Source organism: Azospirillum palustre (genome assembly GCF_002573965.1).
GTDB lineage: Bacteria > Pseudomonadota > Alphaproteobacteria > Azospirillales > Azospirillaceae > Azospirillum > Azospirillum palustre.
Genome location: NZ_PDKW01000043.1, coordinates 294,497 through 316,297, shown reverse-complemented (window position 1 = coordinate 316,297; position 21,801 = coordinate 294,497). Strand labels below are relative to the sequence as shown.

22 protein-coding genes are annotated in these 21,801 nt (G+C 69.0%); 11 read left to right on the top strand and 11 right to left on the bottom strand.

Translation table 11 applies throughout. The annotated features are described in order from the left end of the window. Positions 1–185 precede the first annotated feature (185 nt). Positions 186–581, top strand: coding sequence for a hypothetical protein (locus CRT60_RS23850; RefSeq protein WP_098739057.1), 396 nt, complete (start codon positions 186–188; stop codon positions 579–581). 110 nt (positions 582–691) lie between these two features. On the opposite strand, the gene CRT60_RS23845 is transcribed toward CRT60_RS23850, so the two are convergent. Beyond that, positions 692–1,207, bottom strand: a complete 516-nt coding sequence (locus CRT60_RS23845) for a cache domain-containing protein (protein ID WP_098739056.1) — start codon at positions 1,205–1,207, stop codon at positions 692–694. A gap of 201 nt (positions 1,208–1,408) precedes the next feature. Beyond that, the gene (locus CRT60_RS23840; protein ID WP_425290417.1) at positions 1,409–3,715 is read right to left on the bottom strand and encodes a primosomal protein N'; all 2,307 of its coding nucleotides are present in this window, start codon (positions 3,713–3,715) and stop codon (positions 1,409–1,411) included. A gap of 105 nt (positions 3,716–3,820) precedes the next feature. On the opposite strand from CRT60_RS23840, the gene fsa reads away from it, so the two are divergent. The 4 genes from fsa to CRT60_RS23820 all read left to right on the top strand — a co-directional run bounded on the left by fsa (position 3,821) and on the right by CRT60_RS23820 (position 8,668). Then, positions 3,821–4,477, top strand: a complete 657-nt coding sequence (fsa, locus tag CRT60_RS23835) for a fructose-6-phosphate aldolase (RefSeq protein WP_063635338.1) — start codon at positions 3,821–3,823, stop codon at positions 4,475–4,477. Positions 4,478–4,494: 17 nt separating this feature from the next. Beyond that, complete coding sequence (locus CRT60_RS23830) at positions 4,495–5,217, top strand: DUF484 family protein (RefSeq protein ID WP_098739055.1); 723 nt, start codon at positions 4,495–4,497, stop codon at positions 5,215–5,217. Then, the gene (locus CRT60_RS23825; protein WP_244592720.1) at positions 5,214–6,179 is read left to right on the top strand and encodes a tyrosine recombinase XerC; all 966 of its coding nucleotides are present in this window, start codon (positions 5,214–5,216) and stop codon (positions 6,177–6,179) included. The genes CRT60_RS23830 and CRT60_RS23825 overlap by 4 nt, the downstream gene beginning before the upstream one ends. 308 nt (positions 6,180–6,487) lie before the next feature. Beyond that, positions 6,488–8,668: a methyl-accepting chemotaxis protein gene (locus CRT60_RS23820; RefSeq protein ID WP_098739054.1), complete on the top strand. Its 2,181-nt coding sequence runs from the start codon at positions 6,488–6,490 to the stop codon at positions 8,666–8,668. 104 nt (positions 8,669–8,772) lie between these two features. On the opposite strand, the gene lpdA is transcribed toward CRT60_RS23820, so the two are convergent. Further along, entirely contained in the window at positions 8,773–10,170 is a 1,398-nt protein-coding gene (gene lpdA, locus CRT60_RS23815; RefSeq protein WP_098739053.1) for a dihydrolipoyl dehydrogenase, read from the bottom strand. A 160-nt stretch (positions 10,171–10,330) separates the two neighbouring features. After that, the gene (locus tag CRT60_RS23810; RefSeq protein ID WP_098739052.1) at positions 10,331–10,918 is read right to left on the bottom strand and encodes a Uma2 family endonuclease; all 588 of its coding nucleotides are present in this window, start codon (positions 10,916–10,918) and stop codon (positions 10,331–10,333) included. 193 nt (positions 10,919–11,111) lie between these two features. Here CRT60_RS23810 and CRT60_RS23805 point away from each other — a divergent pair, with 193 nt between their 5' ends. Further along, positions 11,112–11,270, top strand: coding sequence for an entericidin A/B family lipoprotein (locus tag CRT60_RS23805; protein WP_042692070.1), 159 nt, complete (start codon positions 11,112–11,114; stop codon positions 11,268–11,270). A gap of 157 nt (positions 11,271–11,427) precedes the next feature. Here the strand turns inward: CRT60_RS23805 and CRT60_RS23800 are convergent, their stop codons facing one another. From CRT60_RS23800 to CRT60_RS23785, 4 genes are all read right to left on the bottom strand, one after another. Further along, complete coding sequence (locus CRT60_RS23800) at positions 11,428–11,829, bottom strand: DUF6481 family protein (protein WP_244592719.1); 402 nt, start codon at positions 11,827–11,829, stop codon at positions 11,428–11,430. 152 nt (positions 11,830–11,981) lie between these two features. Next, the gene (locus CRT60_RS23795) at positions 11,982–12,191 is read right to left on the bottom strand and encodes a cold-shock protein (protein ID WP_098739051.1); all 210 of its coding nucleotides are present in this window, start codon (positions 12,189–12,191) and stop codon (positions 11,982–11,984) included. A gap of 198 nt (positions 12,192–12,389) precedes the next feature. Then, on the bottom strand, positions 12,390–13,835 hold the full coding sequence (gene rfaE1 / locus CRT60_RS23790; protein ID WP_098739050.1) for a D-glycero-beta-D-manno-heptose-7-phosphate kinase: 1,446 nt from the start codon (positions 13,833–13,835) through the stop codon (positions 12,390–12,392). Positions 13,836–13,904: 69 nt separating this feature from the next. Next, the gene (locus tag CRT60_RS23785; RefSeq protein WP_098739049.1) at positions 13,905–14,234 is read right to left on the bottom strand and encodes a hypothetical protein; all 330 of its coding nucleotides are present in this window, start codon (positions 14,232–14,234) and stop codon (positions 13,905–13,907) included. A gap of 130 nt (positions 14,235–14,364) precedes the next feature. Here CRT60_RS23785 and CRT60_RS23780 point away from each other — a divergent pair, with 130 nt between their 5' ends. From CRT60_RS23780 to CRT60_RS23770, 3 genes are all read left to right on the top strand, one after another. Beyond that, a complete protein-coding gene (locus tag CRT60_RS23780) occupies positions 14,365–15,846 on the top strand; it encodes a sensor histidine kinase (protein ID WP_098739048.1) in 1,482 nt (493 codons plus the stop codon). Positions 15,847–15,965: 119 nt separating this feature from the next. After that, positions 15,966–16,154, top strand: coding sequence for a hypothetical protein (locus CRT60_RS23775; RefSeq protein WP_098739047.1), 189 nt, complete (start codon positions 15,966–15,968; stop codon positions 16,152–16,154). A gap of 92 nt (positions 16,155–16,246) precedes the next feature. Further along, positions 16,247–17,041: a methyltransferase domain-containing protein gene (locus CRT60_RS23770; protein ID WP_098739046.1), complete on the top strand. Its 795-nt coding sequence runs from the start codon at positions 16,247–16,249 to the stop codon at positions 17,039–17,041. 19 nt (positions 17,042–17,060) lie between these two features. Here CRT60_RS23770 and CRT60_RS23765 read toward each other — a convergent pair whose 3' ends face one another. The 3 genes from CRT60_RS23765 to tsaD form a co-directional block, all read right to left on the bottom strand. Then, positions 17,061–17,477, bottom strand: a complete 417-nt coding sequence (locus tag CRT60_RS23765) for a DUF2141 domain-containing protein (RefSeq protein ID WP_161958120.1) — start codon at positions 17,475–17,477, stop codon at positions 17,061–17,063. Between the two features lie 251 nt (positions 17,478–17,728). Then, positions 17,729–18,748, bottom strand: coding sequence for an NAD(P)H-dependent glycerol-3-phosphate dehydrogenase (locus CRT60_RS23760; protein ID WP_098739044.1), 1,020 nt, complete (start codon positions 18,746–18,748; stop codon positions 17,729–17,731). Between the two features lie 46 nt (positions 18,749–18,794). Further along, the gene (gene tsaD, locus CRT60_RS23755) at positions 18,795–19,880 is read right to left on the bottom strand and encodes a tRNA (adenosine(37)-N6)-threonylcarbamoyltransferase complex transferase subunit TsaD (RefSeq protein ID WP_098739043.1); all 1,086 of its coding nucleotides are present in this window, start codon (positions 19,878–19,880) and stop codon (positions 18,795–18,797) included. 157 nt (positions 19,881–20,037) lie between these two features. Here tsaD and hemC point away from each other — a divergent pair, with 157 nt between their 5' ends. Then, positions 20,038–20,976, top strand: coding sequence for a hydroxymethylbilane synthase (gene hemC / locus CRT60_RS23750; protein WP_098739042.1), 939 nt, complete (start codon positions 20,038–20,040; stop codon positions 20,974–20,976). 26 nt (positions 20,977–21,002) lie between these two features. Next, positions 21,003–21,773 (top strand): uroporphyrinogen-III synthase, encoded by a 771-nt coding sequence (locus tag CRT60_RS23745; RefSeq protein WP_098739041.1) that lies wholly within the window; start codon positions 21,003–21,005, stop codon positions 21,771–21,773. Positions 21,774–21,801 lie beyond the last annotated feature (28 nt).

Below are 21,801 nucleotides of genomic sequence, written 5' to 3'. Positions count from 1 at the left end.
ACTCGAGTCGCGCTCGACTGGTCATACCGGCTGTGACTTCGATGTGGCCCTATTGCCTGTTTAATTCAAGGTTAACCAATCTGATCCACGGTCGGCCGGAACCGCGCGGGTGGGCGATCCGACCTTGGTTTCCCGTCATTTTGCCCCGCCGCAGCCGCTCCAGGCGACCAGGGACCTTATCCGCGATGACCATCCTGCCGACGACCGACACCGTTGCGACTGCCGACGCGGACACCGCCGCCGGCGCCGGCTCCCGCGGGGAAGAGCGCGGGGCGACCGTCATCCAGTTCTGCCGCGCCCGCTTTACCCCGGACGATATGGATGCCTTCGCCGCCGTGGCCGAACCGAAGATTCGCGACGGTCATTGGGTCGGTGTGCTGCGCGAGTCGGGACGCGATCACGACCGGCTTCTGGTGCTGCTGCCCGAGGTGGACCGCCCCGTCTTCCGCTTCGAACGCGACGCCAAGGGCCGCTACAGCCTGTCCTTCCACGACCGGTCGGGCTGGTACGGCATCGGCGCCGGCGACAGCGCCGCGGACTGCCTGTCGATCTGGCGCCCGCGCCGCCCGCGGGCGTTCTGACCCGCGTCAGGCCGGGGCCGGTGGCCGTCCCGAAATTTCACCATGTAAAAAAGTGACGTGCGGCAACCCGCCGCACCGGTTTCACAAACACCTCGGCGGTAGACGCCCCCTCAGCGATAGACGCCGACCGCCAGCATGTACGGCTTGCCGTTCAACACCAGACGTCGGGCATGCATCGTCTTGCGCGCGACCTGGCCCGTCAGCGGATCGATCCAGCGATAGGTGACGTCGGTCCGTCCGTCGCGCGCCACCCCGTCCAGCGCCTCGCGGATGAAGGGCTTGCCCTCGATGTCGTGCAGCTCGTTCAGGTTCGACCCGTTCAGCGTCGCGGTCCAGCCATGGGCGACCATCATCCCCTTGTCGTCCAGCAGCATCGGGTAGAGGTCGCGGTCGGTGAAAGCGCTATCATGGCCGGCAAACGCTTCGGCCGCCGCGTCCGGACCGATCCGCTCCAGCAGCTGCTGGGCACGGTCGATCATCGTCAGCGCCTCGGCGTCGGTGCCGCGGGTGCGGGCCGGAGCGCCGGCGGCGAACGCGATGACCACCAGCAGCAGAAGAACCGGCAGCACGGTCAGCAGGGTTTGCCGCTGAACGCGCAGACGAAGCTTGGAGAGCATGCCGATCATCAGCCCGAACCTGTCCCTGTGACGTTTGGCTCCGCGGGTTTCATCCCGGCAGGGATGTTTCGATTCGGAACCATCCTTGCCGTGGTAATACCATGCCCCGCGCTGTGCAATGGACCAAACGTCACAGGTGCCATGCCGGATCGCCCGCGGGACCGCATCGTGTCAATTCGCCGCAGCCTGGTCCGATCGCCTTAACCGCACCTAAAGGAAGCTGTAGGGGTCGACATCGATCTGCACGCGGATGGCAGGCGGGATCTCCACCCTGTCCAGCCACTCGGCGATCAGCGGCTGCACCTGGGTGCTGCGCGGCGCCTTCATCAGCAGGCGGCGGCGGTGCCGTCCGCGCAGCAGCGCCAGCGGTGCCGGGGCCGGCCCCAATATATGGACGGTGTCGCTGCGGGGTGCCGCGCGGCCCAGCGCCATCGCCACCCGTTCCACCAGCGTCGGATCCTCGCCCGACACGATCAGCGCCGCCAGCCGGCCGAAGGGCGGCATGCCGGCCTCCAGCCGCATCTCCGCCTCCAGCTGATAGAAGCCGTCGCGGTCGCCGGCCGCCAGCGCCTGCATGACCGGATGTTCGGGCATGAAGGTCTGCAGCATCACCCGGCCCGGCCGCTCGCCGCGCCCGGCACGTCCCGCCACCTGATGCAGCAGCTGATAGGTGCGCTCCGCCGCCCGCAGATCGCCGCCGTTCAGCCCCAGATCGGCATCGACCACCCCGACCAGCGTCAGCATCGGGAAATGGTGGCCCTTCGCCATCACCTGTGTACCGATGATGATGTCCAGCTCATGCCGGCCGATGCTCTCCACCATCTCCTGGATGGCGCGCGGGCCGTGCAGGGTGTCGGACGCCATGATGGCGGCGCGGGCGTCGGGGAACAGCTCCGCCACCTCTTCGGCGATGCGCTCCACGCCGGGACCGCAGGCGGCCATCGTCCCTTCCTCGCCGCACTCCGGGCAGGCATGGGGCAAGGGCTGCTGCAAACCGCAATGGTGGCATTGCAGCTTGCGGGCGAGCCGGTGCTCGACCAGCCACGCCGTGCAGTTCGGGCACTGCATGCGGTGGCCGCAGGCGCGGCACAGGGTCAGCGGGGCATAGCCGCGGCGGTTCAGGAACAGCATCGCCTGTTCGCCGCCGGCCAGCGTGTCGGTCAGCGCCTTGCGCAGGCTGGGCGCCAGCCAGTGCCGGGCGGGCGGACGGTCGCGCCGCAGATCGACCAGTTCCACGTCGGGCAGCAAGGCGCCGCCATGGCGGGACGGCAGCTCGATCCGGGCATAGCGGTGGCTGTCGGCGTTGACCTTGGTTTCCAGCGACGGCGTGGCCGACACCAGCACGATCGGCAGCCCGCCGAGATGCGCCCGCGCCACCGCCATGTCGCGGGCATGGTAGATCGCTCCCTCCTCCTGCTTGTAGGCGGAGTCGTGTTCCTCATCGACGATGATGACGCCCAGGTCGGGATAGGGCAGGAACAGCGCCGAGCGGGCGCCCACCACCACCGGCACCTCGCCCTTCGACACCGCGCGCCAGGTGTCGCGGCGCTGCGCCCCGGTCAGCTCCGAATGCCATTCCGCCGGCGGTGCGCCGAAGCGGCGGGCGAAGCGGTCGAGCCACTGGGCCGACAGCGCGATCTCCGGCAGCAGCACCAGCGCCTGCTTGCCCTGTTCCAGCGCCGCGGAGATCGCCTCGTAATAGACCTCCGTCTTGCCCGATCCGGTGACGCCGTCGAGCAGGACGGTGGAATAGCATCCCGAGGTCACCCGCTCGCGCAGATCGTCGGCGGCCCCCTGCTGGTTCGCCGACAGGGCGGGTCCGGGCCGGCGCCAGTCCGGCCGGCCGAGCCGCGTCGGTTGCAGCATCACCGGGTCGAGCAGCCCGGCCTCGGCCAGCCCGCGCACCACCGTCACGCCGCAGCCGGCCTCCTCGGCCAGCTCCGCCGGGGTGCGCGGCGGCCCATCCGCCAGCAACGCCAGGATGCGCTTGCGCGGATCGGTCATCTTGAAGCCGGGCGGCGGTTCCGCATCCGGCTTGCGCAGATAGGCCAGCATCGGCTTGGGCGGCTCCAGCGCCGACGGCACGCTGACCGCCATGCGCAGGACGAAGCCCGGCGGCGTCATGGTGTAGGCGGCGACCCATTCGACGAAGCGGCGGCCGACCTCGGTCATCGGCGGCACGTCGAACCGGCGCACCACCGCCTTCAGCCGGCCGGACTCCACCGTCCCGGCGCCGGGCCCCCAGACCACGCCGATCAGCCGGCGCGGCCCCAGCGGCACCTCGACGAAATCGCCGGGAACCAGCGCCATTCCGTCGGGCACGCGGTAGTCGTAGGCCTCGCGCAAGGGCAGCGGCAGCAGCACGGCGACGCGGCGGTCCGGCCCGTGCTGCTGCGGCTTCGCCGGGAAATCCGCGGAATTTGCCGCGGAATCGCCTTCGGGCTGCCCCGTTTCGGGCGCGTCCCCAAGAAGATCCCCCTGAAAGCCCGGGGCGGAACTGGCGGAAATCGAACGCATCGGCTAGAGTGGCCTCATGTCCCGGGCACCGGGCGGGACGGCGCGTCGGTCAGCTTTCCGGCGCGGCCGGTTCCGGTCAACATCAGCAAGCATGGACCCTTCGTCATGAAGTTCTTCGTCGACACCGCCGACATCGCCGAGATCCGCGATCTGGCCGATACCGGTCTGCTGGACGGTGTTACCACCAACCCCTCCCTGATCGCCAAGTCCGGCCGTCAATTCCTCGACCTCGTGGCCGAGATTTGCGACGTCGTCAACGGTCCGGTCAGCGCCGAGGTGGCGTCCACCGACTTCGAGACCATGCTCGCCGAGGCCCACAAGATCGCCAAGATCTCCCACCGCGTCGCGGTGAAGGTGCCGCTGACCCCGGCCGGCCTGAAGGTCTGCAAGATCATCTCGTCCGAAGGGACGATGGTCAACGTCACGCTGTGCTTCTCCCCCGCCCAGGCGATCCTGGCGGCCAAGGCCGGCGCCAGCTTCGTGTCGCCCTTCGTCGGCCGCCTGGACGACATCGGCCAGGACGGCATGGGCATCATCAAGGACATCTGTGAGATCTATAACAATTACGACGCCTTCAAGACCGAGGTGCTGGTCGCCTCGATCCGCAACCCGATGCACATCGTCAAGGCCGCCCGCCTGGGCGCCCATGTCGTGACCGCGCCGGCGTCGGTGCTGAAGCAGCTGTTCAACCATCCGCTGACCGACAAGGGTCTCTCCCAGTTCGTCGAGGACTGGAAGAAGACCGGCCAGTCGATCCTGTAAGGCGGGCCGGAGCGATCATGGCCGACAGGGGCCGCGAACCGGGTCACCCCCCGCGTCAGGCGTCGACGCTCTCTTCGGAGGATGTGCGCGCCTATCTGCGGACCCACCCGGACTTCCTGGCCCAGAACGCCGATCTGGTCCACCACCTGACCCCGCCGTCGCTCGACCGCGGGCGTGGGGTGGTGGACCTCCAGGCCTTCATGGTCGACCGGCTGCGCGCCGAGGTCCGCACCCTCAAGGACCAGCAGCGCGAGCTGATCGGCACCAGCCGGGCCAACCTGAACAGCCAGAACCGCATCCATGCCGCGGTGCTGTTCCTGCTCGACGCCCAGAGCTTCGAACAGCTGATCCAGACCATCACCACCGACCTCGCGGTCCTGCTCGACCTCGACGTCGCCTGTCTGGTCATCGAATCCAACGGCACCGACATCCCCCATGTCCACCGCTCCGGCGTGCGGGTGGTGGAGCCGGGCGCCATCGCCGACCGGCTGGGCCGCGCCGACGTGGTGCTGAACACCGACATCCAGGGCGATCCCGAGATCTACGGCCCCGGCGCCGGCCTCGTCCGGTCGGAGGCGCTGATCCGCATCCAGGTTTCCAGCGAGACGCCCGACGGGCTGCTCGCCTTCGGCAGCCGCGAACCCGACACCTTCCACAGCGGCCAGGGCACCGAGCTGGTCGGCTTCCTCGCCCGCGTGATCGAGCGGGTGATCCGCGGCTGGCTGGAGCTGCCGGCGTGACCGATCCAGGTCCCATTGCTCCAAGTTTGGGTTTTTCCGCCAAGCCCGATGTCCAGGATGCGCTTGCCCACTGGCGGCGCTGGATGGAGAGCGAGAAGGCGGTCTCCCGCCACACCCTGTCGGCCTACACCGCCGATATGGGAGAGTTCCTGCGCTTCCTCACCGAATTCCGCGGCGGCTCGCCGCCCTCGCTCAACGATCTGGGCGACCTGAAGGCGGCGGATTTCCGCGCCTGGATGTCCCGTCTGGCGATGGACGGGCTGGTCGGGGCCAGCCGGGCGCGCAAGCTGGCGTCGGTGCGCAACCTGTTCCGCTGGCTGGACCGCAGCGGCCGGCTGCACAACCCCGCCGTCGCCACGCTGGCGACCCCGAAGGTCAAGCGCCCCGCCCCGCGTCCGCTGACCGAGATCGACGCCGACCGCCTGTTGGAAGAGGCCGAGCGCGACCGCGAGGAGCCCTGGATCGGCAAGCGCGACCGCGCCCTGTTCACGCTGCTCTACGGCTGCGGCCTGCGCATTTCCGAAGCCCTGGGACTGGCGCGCAAGGACGCCCCGCTGGGCGACACGCTGCGCGTCACCGGCAAGGGGCGCAAGGACCGCATGATCCCGGTCCTGCCGGCGGTGACGGACGCGGTGCGCGCCTACATCGAGTCCTGCCCCTTCACGCTCACGCCCGACGGCCCCCTGTTCGTCGGCACCCGCGGCGGCCGGCTGAACGCCGGCATCGCCCAGCACCAGATGCAGAAGCTGCGCGCCCTGATGGGCATGCCGGACAGCGCCACCCCGCACGCCCTGCGGCATAGTTTCGCGACTCATCTTTTGGCGGACGGCGGCGACCTGCGCGCCATCCAGGATCTGCTCGGCCACGCGTCGCTCTCCACGACCCAGCGCTATACGGATGTGGAGAACGAGCAGTTGATGAACGTCTACCGCAATGCCCATCCGCGGGCGCGCAAGGGCTGACGCTCACCGCCCCTAAGCATCTGTGCATATTAGAGTATTCATTTCCACGCCTATGGCGGCGCCACGTGCCGTGGGGCAGCCAGCTGAGCCCCGACGCTCACGATAAGACCTTTTGATTGAAATGAAATTACCCTTAAAGACTTTTAAACCTCCCCGCAAAACTCTTTAAATTATCCCATAGAACAACTCGGAGATGATACTTAAGGACAAAAGACGAGATTTGACCCCTTACCCCTCGTTAATCTATCGTTAATTTTGAAGATCGACAGTTCCCCCCATCCATGCGGCGAAGACGGGGGAAAGACTTTATGCAGACGAAATCCATCCAATCGAAGATTGCGATGCTGTCGGGCTTCTGCCTGGCAGGTACCGTCGCCGTGCTGGTCGGCTTCGCCGTACTGTCGACCCGCTCAAGCAACGAGTTCGTCACCGGGAACGTCGAACGGATCCTCGAAAGCAAAACGACGGAATCCCTGCAAAATCTCGCGGCCACCCAGGCTGGACTGCTGCGGTCGGAGTTCGACACCGCGCTGAATGCCGCACGGACGATGGCAAGCGGCTTCTCCAGCCTCGCCGACGACGGGGCGCCCGGCCATGTCCTGCCGGACCGGCGGCGCGAGGCCTTCAACGGCGTGCTGCTGTCGGTGCTGAAGCGCAACCCGCTGTTCAACGGCACCTATTCGGCCTGGGAGCCCGACGCGCTCGATGGCCGGGACGAGGAGTTCCGGGGACGCCGCGAGACCGGCACCGACGCCACCGGCCGCTTCATCCCCTACTGGAACCGCGACCAGAACGGCCGCATCGCCATGCAGCCGCTGGTCGAATACGACAGCCGCGACCGTCACCCCAACGGCGTGACGAAGGGCGGCTGGTACATCGGCCCGCAGGAGAACGGGCGGGAAAGCGTGCTCGACCCCCTGCCCTACATCGTGCAGGGCAAGCAGGTTTTCCTTGCGACCCTGTCGGTTCCGGTGGTCATCGGCGGCAAGTTCCGCGGCGTGGCCGGCGCCGACTTCAACCTCGACTTCGTCCAGCAGCTGTCGACGAAGGTCAGCGCCGCGGTGTTCAACGGCCGCAGCCAGGTGGTCATCATCAGCAACATGGGTCTGATCGTCGCCCACAGCGCCCGGCCCGACCTGATCGGCCAGTCGATCTCCACCTTCGACGCCTCCTGGCAGGCCGATCTGGCGAGCGTCCAGGCGGGCAAGCCGCATGTCGACATCGAAGCCTCCACCAACATGCTGCGCAGCTTCGCTCCCATCACGCTCGGCAACACCGAGAAGCCGTGGGCGGTGCTTGTCCAGGTGCCGAAGGACATCGTGCTGGCCGACGGCATGGCCCTGGCATCGGCGCTGGGGGAGCGGGCCAATTCCAACATCCTCTGGCAGGTTGCCGTCGGCGCCCTGGTCGCGCTCGGTGCCGTCGCGGTGATGTGGGTGGTGGCCGGCGGCGTCGCCCGGCCGATCCGCGCCAGCGTCGCCTTCGCCGAGGGCATCGCCGCCGGCCGCTTCGACCAGACGCTGGACATCCGGCAGTCCGACGAGGTCGGTGCGCTGGCCGAGGCCCTGCGCAAGATGATGGCCGAGCTGAAGCGGATGATCGACCAGCGGGCCGAGGATCAGGCCAAGGCCGATGCCGAGCGCCGCAAGGCCATGCTGCAGCTGGCCGACACTCTGGAAGCCCAGGTGATGAACGTGGTGGACGGCGTCGACCGCGCCGCCCAGTCGATGACCGGCACCGCCCAGACGATGACCGCCACCGCGACCCAGACCAGCCAGCAGGCCGGCGTGGTCGCCACTGCTTCCCAGGATGCCAGCAGCAACGTTCAGACCGTTGCCAGCGCGACAGAGGAGCTGTCGGCCTCGATCCAGGAGATCGGCGAGAGCGTCAACCGGTCCGCCCAGATCGCCCGCGAGGCGGTGGAGGCGGCCCAGCAGGCCAACGGCCAGGTCCTGAGCCTGACGGAGGCGGCGGAAAAGATCGGCACGGTGGTGCAGCTGATCCAGGACATCGCCAGCCAGACCAACCTGCTGGCGCTGAATGCCACCATCGAGGCCGCCCGCGCCGGAGAGGCCGGCAAGGGCTTCGCCGTGGTCGCCCAGGAGGTGAAGAGCCTCGCCAGCCAGACCGCCAAGGCGACGGAGGAGATCGCCGGCCACGTCACCGGCATGCAGCGGGTCACCGGCGAGACCGCCGGCGCCATCAGGGGCATCGGCGGCATCATCGCCCAGATCGACGAGATCTCCACCGCCATCGCCGCCGCGGTCGAGGAACAGGGCTCCGCCACCGCCGAGATCGCCCGCAACGTCCAGCAGGCCGCCAGCGGCACCCAGGAGGTGACCAAGACCATCGCCGACGTCCGCAGCGCCGCCGTCGAGGCCGGCCATTCCGCCGAGAACGTCCTGTCGGTGTCCGGCCAGCTTGCCGGCGACGCCGGCCGCCTGCGCACCGCGGTGAACGGCTTCCTGTCGACCATCCGCGCGGCGTGACGGGCGGTAGGGGCGCCAGTGCGAAAAAAGGCTCCCTCGCCAGATGGCGGGGGAGCCTTTCGTCGTTGTGGGCCTTGCGGACCGTGGTTCGGATGTGCCGAGGATCAGATGTGCAGCGGACGACCGTCCACAGCCAGCGCCGCTTCCTTGACCGCTTCCGACAAAGTCGGGTGGGCATGGCAGGTGCGGGCGACGTCTTCGGCGGACGCGCTGAACTCCATGGCCAGCACCAGCTCGCCGATCATCTCCGACACGTTCGGGCCGATCATGTGGACGCCCAGCACCTGATCGGTGGCGGCATCCGACAGGATCTTCACGAAGCCGTCGGTGTTGCCGCCGGCACGGGCGCGGCCGTTGGCGGTGAACGGGAACTTGCCGGCCTTGTAGGCGACGCCCGCGGCCTTCAGCTGCTCCTCGGTCTTGCCGACGGCGGCGACTTCCGGCCAGGTGTAGACGACGCCGGGGACGAGGTCGTGGTTGACGTGGCTCTTCTGGCCGGCCAGCTGCTCGGCCAGCGCCACGCCCTCTTCCTCGGCCTTGTGGGCCAGCATCGGGCCTTCGACCACGTCGCCGATGGCGTAGATGCCCGGCACGTTGGTCTGGAAATGGCCGTCGATCTTGACGCGGCCGCGCTCCAGCTCGACGCCCACCGCTTCCAGGCCGAGGCCTTCGGTGTAGGGGCGGCGGCCGATGGCGACCAGGACGGTGTCGGCCTCGATGGTCTGCGCGGCACCGCCGGCGGCGGGCTCGACCGTCAGGCTCACGCCGGTCCCGGTCACCGACGCGCCGGTCACCTTGGTGCTCAGCTTGAAGTCCATGCCCTGCTTGGCGAAGATGCGCTGGGCCTGCTTGGACAGCTCGTTGTCCATGGTCGGCAGCACGCGGTCGAGATATTCGACCACCGTCACCTTGGCGCCCAGGCGGCCCCAGACCGAACCCAACTCCAGCCCGATCACGCCGCCGCCGATGACGACCAGATGCTTCGGCACCTCCGGCAGGGACAGGGCGCCGGTGGAGGACACCACGCGCTTCTCGTCGATGGCGATGCCCGGCAGCGGGGTCACGTCCGACCCGGTGGCGATGACGATCGCCTTCGACGCGGTGATGGCGCCGACGCCCTCGACCTCGACGGTGTTCGCGGCGGTGATCTTGCCGGCACCCTTCAGCCAGGCGATCTTGTTCTTCTTGAACAGGAACTCGATGCCGGTGACGTTGTCCTTGACGACCTTGTCCTTGTGGGCCTGCATGCCCGGCAGGTCGAGTTCGACGCCGCCGACCTTGATGCCGAACTTGGCGAGGCCGTGGGCCGCTTCCTCGAACTTCTCCGACGCCGCCAGCAGAGCCTTGGACGGGATGCAGCCGACGTTCAGGCAGGTGCCGCCCAGCGTCCCCCGCTTCTCGACGCAGGCGACCTTGAAGCCGAGCTGCGCCGCGCGGATCGCGCAGACATACCCGCCGGGGCCGCCGCCGATCACAACGACGTCAAAAGTGCTTTCAGCCATGAGAGGCTTTCCTTTCGCCATTCTTGCTCGTTGCCAAAAGCCGTCCCATCCAGCGGGGAGGGCGCGCGGGATCATCCGCGGGGCGATTTATGCCCGCGCTCACGCCCCGTGGCAACGGGACACTTCGTCTCTGGAGGCAGGGGTGCCCAATGGACGGCGGTCAGAACCCGAGGTCGCGGTAAAGCTCCGCCAGCGGCATGTCGAGGCCGGCGGTCTCCAGCACCAGCCTCCCCTCCTCCTCCAGCACCTCGGGTGCGGCGGGCCAGAGATTGTCCGAATCGCGGCGGTGCAGTTCCGCCCGTATGGTCCGGGAGTCGAGGAACAGGATCTCGCGCACCGACGGCATGGCGGCATAGGCATGCAGCTTGGCGCGCTGCGCCTTCTCCTCCGTCGGCGACAGGATCTCCACCAGCAGCACCGGAGCGGTGGTGTAGGGGATGTCCGGGTCGAAGGGCTCGCAGGTCACGGCAAGGTCGGCGACCCGGTAATTGTGCGTCGGGTCGAAATGCGGACGGACGCTGGCTTCCGACAGGGCGCGGCAACGGCTTCCATCCCTCTTGCCTTTCTCCCGCAACGCATCGCGCAAAGCGGCGCCCAAGGCGATCTGCAGGGTGCTGTGCGCCCGGCTGGGATGGCCCTGAGCGACGATCCCGCCATCGACAAGTTCATACCGGGCGTCGTCCCGGAACTCCATTGCCAAGAATTCCTCGACGGTCGTCAGCGGGGTGAAGCGGCGGACGAGCGGCATGGCGGTCTCCGATCCGGACGTCTCCGATCCGGACGATGGCGTTCCGGAACAGTGCCAATCTAGTCCATTCCGGCATGGAAGCGAAGGGCACCCCTTTTGCGCAAGGCTCCTCTCCTTCCGATTCCGGAAACCTTTACGGCCCCGCTTGCGTTCAAATCGGCATCACAGCGCCACCGCAACGGAGACCACCGCCATGACCACCATCAAGAAGTTCGCCCTGCTCGCCGTCCTGGGCACCCTGCTGGGCACCACGCTGGCCGCCTGCAACACCGTCGAGGGCGCCGGCCAGGACGTGCAGGCCGGCGGCCGCGCCATCGAGCGTGGCGCCGACAACGTCCAGAAGAAGATGTAATCCCGAAGCTGTCGCGGCCTCGGACAACGCCCCCCGGAGCCGACCCCAAAAAGCAATGGCCTCCCATGCGGTTCGGATCGAACGCATGGGAGGCCATTGCCGTATTGGGCAATCGGTGCCGCGGGCCCTATCGGTTGCCGACGTCCCGCGATCCGCCTCAGCGGTTCCTGGCCTTGCGGGCAGCGTAGCGGGCGTCGCGGGCGGCTTTCGCCTCCGCTGCGGTCGCCACCTGGCGCTTGGCATGCTCGGCAAGCTCCTGAACCGCCAGCGCCTCGCGGGCGGCCTGCTCGGCCTGTTCGGCCTTCAACGCTTCCTGTTCGGCGGCCTTGCGGGCATCGCGGGCGGCATTGCGTTCAGCCTCGCGGGCCTCGCGGGCGACGCGGATGGCCCGCCGGGCCTCTTCGCGCTCGGCAAAGACCGGATCGTTCACACCGGGCTGCGCCTTGAACTTTTCCAACAGTGCCTTTTTCGCGCCGGCCGCGGTGGCCAGACGCTCGGAAAGCCCTGCATTCTTAAAACCGTTCATATCCATCCATTTCGTGAGGTCGGCCTTGCCCACAAGGCAGGCCATCGAACAAATCCCGTACCGGGCACAAGCCGCCAAAAATGGCGATGCGGCGCCAGGGACAAGCGGTCCCGGCTGCGGCGCTCCCGAATTCCGGTACAAAAAAAGGCGGCCGAAGCCGCCCTTTCTCTACGAACCTGCTGCGCTCAGAGCGCGCGCAGGTTCTCAGCCGCAACCTTGCCGCGGCGCGGATCGCGGATCGCGTCGAAGGACAGCTTCTGGCCTTCGCCGAGGTTGCTGATGCCAGCGCGCTCGACAGCGGAGATGTGGACGAACACGTCGGGCGTGCCGTCTTCCGGCTGAATGAAGCCAAAGCCCTTGGTCGAATTGAAAAACTTGACGGTACCGATAGCCATGGGTCAGTTCCCTTCCTGGCGTTGCACCCGCGCGAGTTTGCGCAGATGCATCAATTTCACTTCGGGGAAGAGACCCAAATCCGTGTGACGGATCAGAATAACAAAGCCCAGAGCAACGTCGACTACCCACAGATAGGGTATGCATCGGACGGTTACAAGCGACAAACGACGCTGGTCCGCCATGCGCGCCGAGTTGCGTCACCCCTTCATGCGCTTGATCGTGTTGGTCGTGCTCTGTCCCTGGACCAGCTCGGCCAGCACCACTTTTCCGCCATAGCTCTGGACGAAATCCGCCCCCACCACCGTCGCGATGGTGTAGTCGGCCCCCTTGACCAGCACGTCAGGGCGCAGGGCGTGGATCAGCGTCTCCGGCGTGTCCTCGCCGAAGATCACCACCAGATCGACGCAGCCCAGCGAGGCCAGCACCGTGGCGCGCGCCGTCTCGTTCTGGACCGGCCGGCTTTCGCCCTTCAACCGCTTCACCGACGCATCGCTGTTCAGCCCGACCACCAGCACGTCGCAGGCGGCGCGGGCCTGCTTCAGCAGCGAGATATGGCCGGGATGCAGCAAATCGAAGCAGCCGTTGGTGAAGCCGACCCGCTTGCCGCGCAGCCGCCAGCGCTCCGCCCGTTCCGCCGCGGCGTCGCGGGTCAGCACCTTTTCCTCGCCGTGGCGCCACTGCTGCTCGTGCAGGCCGGACAGCAGTTCGGCCGAGCGGACCACCGCCGTGCCGACCTTGCCCACCACGATGCCGGCTGCCAGATTGGCAAGCCGCGCCGAATCGACCAGATCGATCCCCACCGACAGCGCGGCGGTCAGCGTCGCCACCACGGTGTCGCCGGCGCCGGACACGTCGAACACCTCGCGCGCCTCGGCCGGCAGATGCACCGCATCCTCGGCGGTCACCACCGACATGCCCTGCTCGCTGCGGGTGGCGACGACGGCGCCGATGCCGCAGGTGGCGATCAGATGGCGGGCGGCGGCGATCACCTCCTCGTCGGTGCGCGCCGGCAGGCCGGTGGCATCCATCAGCTCCTTGCGGTTCGGCGTGACGATGTCGGCCCCGCGATAGCGGCGGTAATCGCGCCCCTTCGGATCGACCACCACGGTGCGCCCGGCCTGCCGCGCGGCGGCGATCACCGCCACCACCAGCTCGTCGGTCAGCACGCCCTTGCCGTAATCGGACAGGATGACGCCGCCCACCTCGGGCAGCAGGTCGCGCACCCGCTCCAGCACGCGGCCGGTCACGGTGATCGGCACCACCGTCTCGATGTCGGTGCGCAGAAGCTGCTGCTGGCCGGCGATGAAGCGGGTCTTCACCGTTGTCTGGCGCCCGTCCTCCATCACGATGGCGCCGTCGCTGACGCCCTCGCGCCGCAACAGGGCCAGCAGATCGGTGCCGACGCCGTCGCGCCCGACCACCGAGACGAAGCGGCAGTCCGCCTCCAGCGCCACCAGATTGGCGGCGACATTGCCGGCGCCCCCCAGCTTGGGCACTTCGCGGTCCACGCGCAGGACGGGAATCGGCGCCTCCGGCGACACCCGGTCCACCGAACCATAGACGAAACGGTCAAGCATCACGTCGCCAATGCACAGCACGTTGGCGCGCGACAGGGTGTCGATGTGACGGGCAAGGTCGCTCATGGCGCCTGTCTTACCAATGCCAAAGCGGTAACGCCAGAGGACAAGTTTGCGCCCGCAGGAATGACGGCGTCAGGAAAAAGCGGGAACGTCCCGGCGCAGATCGCCGGTTCCGCGGGCGAAGGTCAGGGTGATCGCCCCGTTCACCTCCTCCGCACCGGCAGTCCCCGCCGCCGGTTCGCCCATCGCGGGTTCGACCGTCAGGCCGGCATCGGCCAGCGCGGTCTCGAACAGTCCGGTCCGGTCGCCCGGCAACGCGAAACGGACGGTCGCCATGACGTCGGAAAACAGCATGTGGTCGACGATCCAGCCGCCGGCAGCCCCCAGCGCGTCGGCGACCGCGGTCAGCGCCGCATTGCGCTCCATGGCGACCACCGCTTCGTATTTCAGAAAGCCCCGCATCGCATGTCCTCCGCTCCCGCCGCCTTCCGACATCCGAGCCGTTGAAGGCCGCTTAGTGTAGTAGATGACTGTCCGGCGCGTAAGGTCACGCGTCCTGCCCGCCGGCACATCCGGCACATTGCGAGCCACCATGCCCCGCCCCACCGTCGCGACCAGCCTGTCGGCCAAGCTTCTGCTGCTCACCATCCTGTTCGTGCTGCTGGCGGAGGTGCTGATCTACGCCCCCTCCATCGCGCGCTTCCGGATGAGCTACCTGGAGGAGCGGCTGGCCGCCGCCCACATCGCCGCGCTGTCGGTGGAGGCCGCTCCCGACCTGATGGTGACGAAGGAATTGCAGGCGAAGCTGCTGGCCTACACCGGCACCCACGTCATCGACCTGATCCAGCCGGGCGCCCGCGTCTACATGCTGTCGCGCCCGATGCCGCCGCAGGCCGATGCGGTGTACGACCTGCGCGGCACTGGCATGGGCATGCAGTTCGTCGATGCCGGCAACGCCCTGTGGCTCGCCCTGGAAGGCGCCCTGGCGAACGGCATCGGGCCGCAGCGCAACCGGGTGATCCGGGTGATCGACCGGTCGCCCAACGACCCGGCCCAGCGCGTCGAGGTGACGATGGACGAGCGGCCGCTGATCGATGCGATGCTCGACTTCTCCCGCCGCATCCTGGCGGTGTCGGTCGCCATCTCGCTGATCGCGGCGATCCTGGTCTATGTCACGCTGCATGCCCTGCTGGTGCGGCCGATGCGGCGGCTGACCGCCGGGGTGGTCGCCTTCCGCCGCGACCCCGACGGCGCCCCGCCGCTGGTGCCCGGCACCCGCGGCGACGAGATCGGCGTGGCGGAGCGCGAGCTGGCCGCCATGCAGGGCACGGTGCGCGCCGCCCTGCGCCAGCGCGAGCGGCTCGCCACGCTGGGCACCGCGGTGGCGAAGATCAATCACGACCTGCGCGGCATCCTGTCCACCGCCTCCCTCCTGTCCGAGCGGCTGACCGAGAGCGCCGATCCGGAGGTGCGGCGGGTGACGCCGCGGCTGGTCGCCTCGCTGGACCGGGCGGTGGAGCTGTGCAGCCAGACCCTGTCCTTCACCCGCGACGGCGTCCTGCCGCCCTCTCCCGCGCCTACGGACCTGCGCCGGCTGGTGGAAGAGGTCGGCGCCGAGGTTCTCGCCACCGCCCGGCCCGACGGCGGCCGGGTGGAAGCGGACTGGGTCAACGACATCCCCACCGGCACGCTGGCGCAGGTCGATGCCGCCCAGCTTGGCCGTGCGCTCGTCAATCTCGGCCGCAACGCGGTGCAGGCCGGCGCCGACCGGGTGCGCCTCTCCATCCAGGCCGGGCAAGCCGACCGTCTGACCCTGACCGTCGCCGACAACGGCCCCGGACTGGCACCCCGGGCGCGGGAGAACCTGTTCCAGCCCTTCGCCGGCTCGGCGCGGGCCGGCGGCGTCGGCCTTGGCCTCGCCATCGCGCGGGAGCTGCTGCGCGCCCATGGCGGTGAGTTGCGGCTGGTGGAAAGCGACGCCGCCGGAACGGCCTTCGCCCTTGACATACCGCAATGCAATGCGGACACCGGTGCTGTAGCCGTTGCAGCGCACAAGTCGTTTGTGTCGCATTGATTCTGCCGGGTTCGTCCCGCAGAATTCCTTCAAAGCCGAAGCGTTCGCGAGCAGCCCGGCGGGGCGGGAGGCGGGCGCTTCCCCACCGCCAACGCCTTGTTCTGAAAGGACTCCGCGACGTGAAAGCCTTCTCCTTCTGGATCAACCCCATCATCGCCGGCATCATGGCCTTCGTCGGGCTGCTCGCCTCCTCGCGCGCGGCGGACGAAGCCTTCGCGGCCGGCGGCCTGATCGTTTTCCTCGGCTGCGTGCTCTTCATCTTCGCGTCGATCGGCCGCTATTTCGACCGTCTGGGCTCCGCCCACTGACCCTCGCGCCAAGCGGCCGGTAACATGAAGGCCGGGTGAACCACCCGGGTGGGGCAGGCGCCCAACGAAGCGGGTGCCACATGACATGCTCTATGACATGGGCAACAACGGCGGACCCCAACGCCTTCGCGACCATCGATGTCCTGCGCCGCCGTCCCGTCATGGACCTGACGGCGGCGCTTCCCTTCTCCCCGACACCGCACAGCATCGTCGATCTCTGCTGCGGAGCCGGACAGCTGTCCCGGCTGCTGGCGGCGCGCTGGCCCCAGGCCAACGTACTGGCGGTCGACCACTCCCCGGCGATGCTGCGCTGGGCCGCCGACACGCCGTCGCGCGTGCGCTACCAGCAGGCCGATCTCGGCGAATGGCGCCCGCACTGGCCGGTGGACCTCGTCATCTCCGTCGGCGGGCTCCACCATGTGGGCGGGCACGAACGGCTGTTCCCCGACCTGCTGCAATCGCTCGGCCCCGGGGGCGTCCTGGCCGTCGCCCTGCCCCGCCCGCAGGCCCAGACCGCCCACCGCCTGCTGCTGGAAACCGCTGCCGACGGCCCGTGGTCGGACCGGCTGCACGATGCCTGGCCCGCGGTGGAGCGGACGGAAAGTCCCAGCCACGACGCCCAGGACTATTATGACTGGCTGGCCCCCCAGGGCGCCGTGATCGATCTGTGGGAAACCGAGTATTTCCATGCGCTCGACAGCGACGTGCCGCTTCTGCAATGGCTGCACCAGTCGGCGCTGAGTCCGGTGATGGACCGGCTGACCGGACCCGAACTCGACCGTTTCCTCGCCGCCTACCGCTGCCGGCTGGAGACCGCCTATCCCGAACATTCCAGCGGCGGCGCCTTGATCCCGACAAAGTGGCTTTTCCTGGTGGCGCAGGTGTAACGACGCTACCGCCGGCCCGTCACTCGACCAGTTGGATCTCCGTCGTCGCGACGCCGGAGGCCCCGACCGCCACGGCATAATCGTCGAAGCCCGGCGGACCGAAGCTGCCGCGGGCGGAGCGGCTGAACCCGTGCGGTTCGGCCGGGATGCCGAACAGGCCGGTGGCCATCTCCCCATTGTTGTCGAGATCCTGAAAGGCGATCATCCCATACCGCCCGGCCGGCAGGTCGGGGAAGACCACCTGCACCTCGGTCCCCAGCGCCGCGGCGAAATAGCCGGCGCGCGGCGCCTTCGCCTTCTGCGCCTCGGCGCTGTCGAACAGCGCGACCATCACCTTGCCCTGGTTGGGCTTGACGTTGCGGACGGTCGCGCGGAGTTCACCGGCCGAGGCCGATCCCGCGCCCGATCCCAGGACGGCCAGCGCCAGAAGCGTCACCGGGGCGATCATCCTTGCGGACCAAATTATGGACCAACGCGCGAACCGTCGCCGTGCCGTCATTCCCCGTTCTCCCCTGGCGGCACCCGACCGGCCGGGTGCTCCGCGGTACAGTACGCGATCATGACCCCCGCAGATCAGCCCGTCCCTTAGAGTGTGATCGCTTCAAGCGGTATCGCTTGAAGCGTGAATCACACGGAAAACCAAAAGCTTAGAGTTTGTCTGGTGCTTCAATAAGCATCAGACAAACTCTAAACGCCCTCTCCGCGGAAAGGCCGGGACAGCAGCCCGTCGATGGTCTCGTCCAGCCCGGCGCCGCGGTTCAGGATGGCATCGACGGCAGCGCAGATCGGCATGTCGACGCCCACCTTCCCGGCCAGCCCGACCACCGCGGCGGCGGTATAGACGCCCTCGGCCACCGACCGGCGCACCGCCAGGATCTCGGCCAGCGCCTTGCCTTCGCCCAGGGCGGCCCCCAGCGACATGTTGCGCGATTGCAGGCTGGAGCAGGTCAGCGTCAGGTCGCCCAGCCCCGACAGCCCCATCAGCGTCTCCGCCCGGCCGCCGAGCGCCAGCGCCAGACGGGTGATCTCCGCCAGACCGCGGGTGATCAGCGCGGCCCGCGCATTGTCGCCCAGCCGCCGCCCCTCGACCACGCCGCAGGCGATGGCCAGCACATTCTTCACCGCCCCGCCGATCTGCGAGCCGACGACATCGTCCGAGCGGTAGGGCCGGAAGGTGCGGCTGCCCAGCGCCGCGACCAGCGCCGTGCCCAGGTCCTGGTCGGCACAGGCCAGCGTCACCGCCGTCGGCAGCCCGCGCGCCACCTCCGCCGCAAAGGTCGGACCGGACAGGATCGCCACCGGATTGCCGGCCGGCAGCGATGCCGCCACCGCCTCGCTCATCAGCGCATGGCTGTCCAGTTCGATCCCCTTGGCGCAGACGACGACCGGCGCCCCCGGCTTCAGAATGGGCGCCATCCGCGCGGTGACGCTGCGCGCATGCTGGGCCGGCGACACCAGCAGCACCGCATCGCAGCCGCTGAGATCGGCCAGATCGCCGGTGACCCGCAGCGCATCGGGCAGCGGCACGCCGGGGAGGTAATCGCGGTTCTCGCGGCGGATGCTCATCGCCTCCACCACCGCCGGCTCGCGCGCCCAAAGCAGCGTCTCGCGCCCGGCCCGCAACGCCGCCAGCGCCAGTGCCGTACCCCAGGCGCCGCCACCGACGACGCCGATGCGGTTGAGGGAGGAGATGGGCAAGGCACTCATGGAGCTTCACTCACGCATAGGAAACAGAGGGGTATGCGCACACTCGTCACGCCTTCACCCCCGCCCCCACGCCTGCACGCCCGATCACCGGCGCGGCGTTCGGGTCCAGCGGCCAGCGCGGACGGGGGGCGAAGTTCAGCGGGTCGCTCTCGCCCATGCGGAAGCGCTCGATCCCGGCCCAGGCGATCATCGCCGCATTGTCGGTGCACAGGCGCAGCGGCGGGGCGACGAACGGCATGCGATGCGTCTCCGCCAGGATCGACAGGCGGCTGCGGATCGCCTTGTTGGCCGCCACGCCGCCGGCGACCACCAGGGCGCCGCCCTGCGGATGGTCCTCCTTGAAGCGGCGGATGGCGCGGGCACAGCGGTCGGCCAGCACCTCCGCCACCGTCGCCTGGAAGGCCGCGGCGAGGTCGTCGCGATCCGCATCCGACAGGACGCCGCCCGCCATGCCGCCCAACTCCTCCACATGACGCCGCACCGCGGTCTTCAGCCCGGAGAAGGAGAAATCGCAGCCCGGACGCCCCAGCATCGGCCGCGGCAGCTCGAAGCGCGCCGGATCGGTGGCCCGCGCCGCCGCCTTCTCCACCAGCGGCCCGCCGGGATAGCCCAGCCCCAGCAGCTTGGCGGTCTTGTCGAACGCCTCGCCGACCGCATCGTCAATGGTGGTGCCGAGCCGGCGATAGCGCCCGACCCCCTCCACCGCCAGCAACTGGCAATGGCCGCCCGAGACCAGCAGCAGCAGGTAGGGAAAGGCGACATTGTCGGTCAGCCGCGCGGTCAGCGCGTGGCCTTCCAGATGGTTCACCGCGACGAAGGGCAGCCCGCGCGCCGCGGCGATGGCCTTGGCGGTCATCACGCCGACGATGACGCCGCCGATCAGTCCCGGCCCGCCGGTGGCCGCCACCGCATCCAGGTCGCCGAAGCCGATCCCGGCCTCACCCATGGCGCGGCGGATCAGCCCGTCCAGATGCTCGAGATGGGCGCGGGCGGCGATTTCCGGGACGACGCCGCCATAGGGCGTGTGGTCGTCCAGCTGCGACAGCACGACGTCGGCGCGGATTTCGCGCGCGTCGGTAACGACGGCTGCGGCCGTCTCGTCGCAGCTCGTTTCGATTCCAAGAACGATCATGGCGCCAAATTAGCCGCCTTGGCGGTCCGGGTACAGGATGGAGTTGCGGGCTGCCGCGCGCCCGACATTCGATCCGCAAATTTGATCCGCCTCAATCTTATGTATGGAGGGCAGACGAATCCTTGCAAAGCTGAGCGGATCCCCTAGAACACGCCCTATGACGACCCACCCGCTCCGTATCGGGACGCGCGGCAGCCCGCTGGCGCTGGCGCAGGCCCATGAAACCCGCGACCGCCTGATCGCCGCCCATCCGCATCTCGCCGCGCCCGGCGCCATCGAGATCGTCGTCTTCAAGACCACCGGCGACCGCATCCTCGACCGCACCCTGGCGGAGGCGGGCGGCAAGGGCCTGTTCACCAAGGAGTTGGAGGAGGCGCTGTTCGACGGCCGCGCCGACCTTGCCGTCCATTCGATGAAGGACGTGCCGACCCAGCTTCCCGACGGGCTGGAGATCGCCACCCTGCTGCCGCGCGAGGATCCGCGCGACGCCTTCTTCTCGCGCACCGGCGGCGGCCTTGCCGATCTGCCGGCCGGCGCCGTGGTCGGCACCGCCGGACTGCGCCGCCAGGCCCAGGTTCTGGAACTGCGCCCCGACCTGAAGATCTTCCCGCTGCGCGGCAACGTGCAGACCCGCCTGTCCAAGCTGGACGCCGGCGAGGTCGACGCCACCCTGCTGGCGCTGGCCGGCCTGCGCCGCCTCGGCCTGACCGACCGCATCACCGCGGTGCTGGAACCGGAAACCATGCTGCCGGCGGTGGCCCAGGGCGCCATCGGCATCGAGATCCGCAGCGACGACGACGCCACCCGCGCCCTGCTGGCTCCGCTGAACTGCGATGAGACCATGGTCCGCGTCACGGCGGAGCGCGCCCTGCTGGCCGCGCTGGACGGCTCCTGCCGCACGCCCATCGCCGCGCTGGCGATGCTGGACGGCGACGGGCTGCATCTGCGCGCCAAGGTGCTGTCGCATGACGGGAGCATCATCTTCCGGACCGAACGCCGCGGCCGGTCGGCCGATGCCGAGTCGCTGGGGCGCGATGCCGGCGCCGAGATCCGGGCGCAGCTGCCGCCCGATTTCTTCGTCGCCGCACCCCACTGATCCCCCGCTCCGGTCAGGTTTTCCGCATGACGGAAAAGCAGCCCGAACCGCCTCGCCGCTCCCCCCGTACGCGCCTGCTGGTGACCCGCCCGGCGGAGGATGCCGAGCCGCTGGTCCGCCGGCTGGAAGCGCTCGGCCATGCGGTGGCGGTGGAGCCGATGCTGTCGATGGTCTGGCTCGACGGGCCGGAACCTGACCTTTCGGACGTACAAGCACTCCTGTTCACCAGCGCAAACGGCGTACGCGCATACGCCAAACGTACGAGCCGGCGCGACCGTCCGGTGCAAGCCGTCGGAGACGCCACGGCGCGGGCGGCGCGGGCGGCCGGCTTCGGCCAAGTCGACAGCGCCTCGGGCGACGTGTACGCGCTGGCCGGGCGGGTGCGGGCGCTGCGCGATCCGGCTGCCGGGACACTCCTGCATGTGGCGGGAAGCAAGGTGGCGGGCGACCTTGCCGGCCTGCTGGCGGCGGATGGGTTCACGCTGCGGCGCAGCGTGATGTACGATGCCGTACCCGCGCTAACCCTCTCGGACGATACCGCGACATTTTTGCGTACGTCCGCACTCGACGGCGTGTTGTTTTTCTCTCCCCGTACCGCAGCATCCTTTGTTAGGCTGCTGGCCGAGGCGGGGCTGGTCGACTGTTGTCGTACGGTCGATGCGTTCTGCCTCAGCCCCGCGGTCGCGGAGGCTGCCCGTGCGTACGGCGGACAGGGAGAGATGCCGTGGCGAAGCGTACGGGTGGCGGCTCGGCCGGAGCAGGACTCTCTGCTCGATCTGTTGCCGGTCGCCGGGTAACCCCGGCGCGGTCCGGCCGTACGGCTTA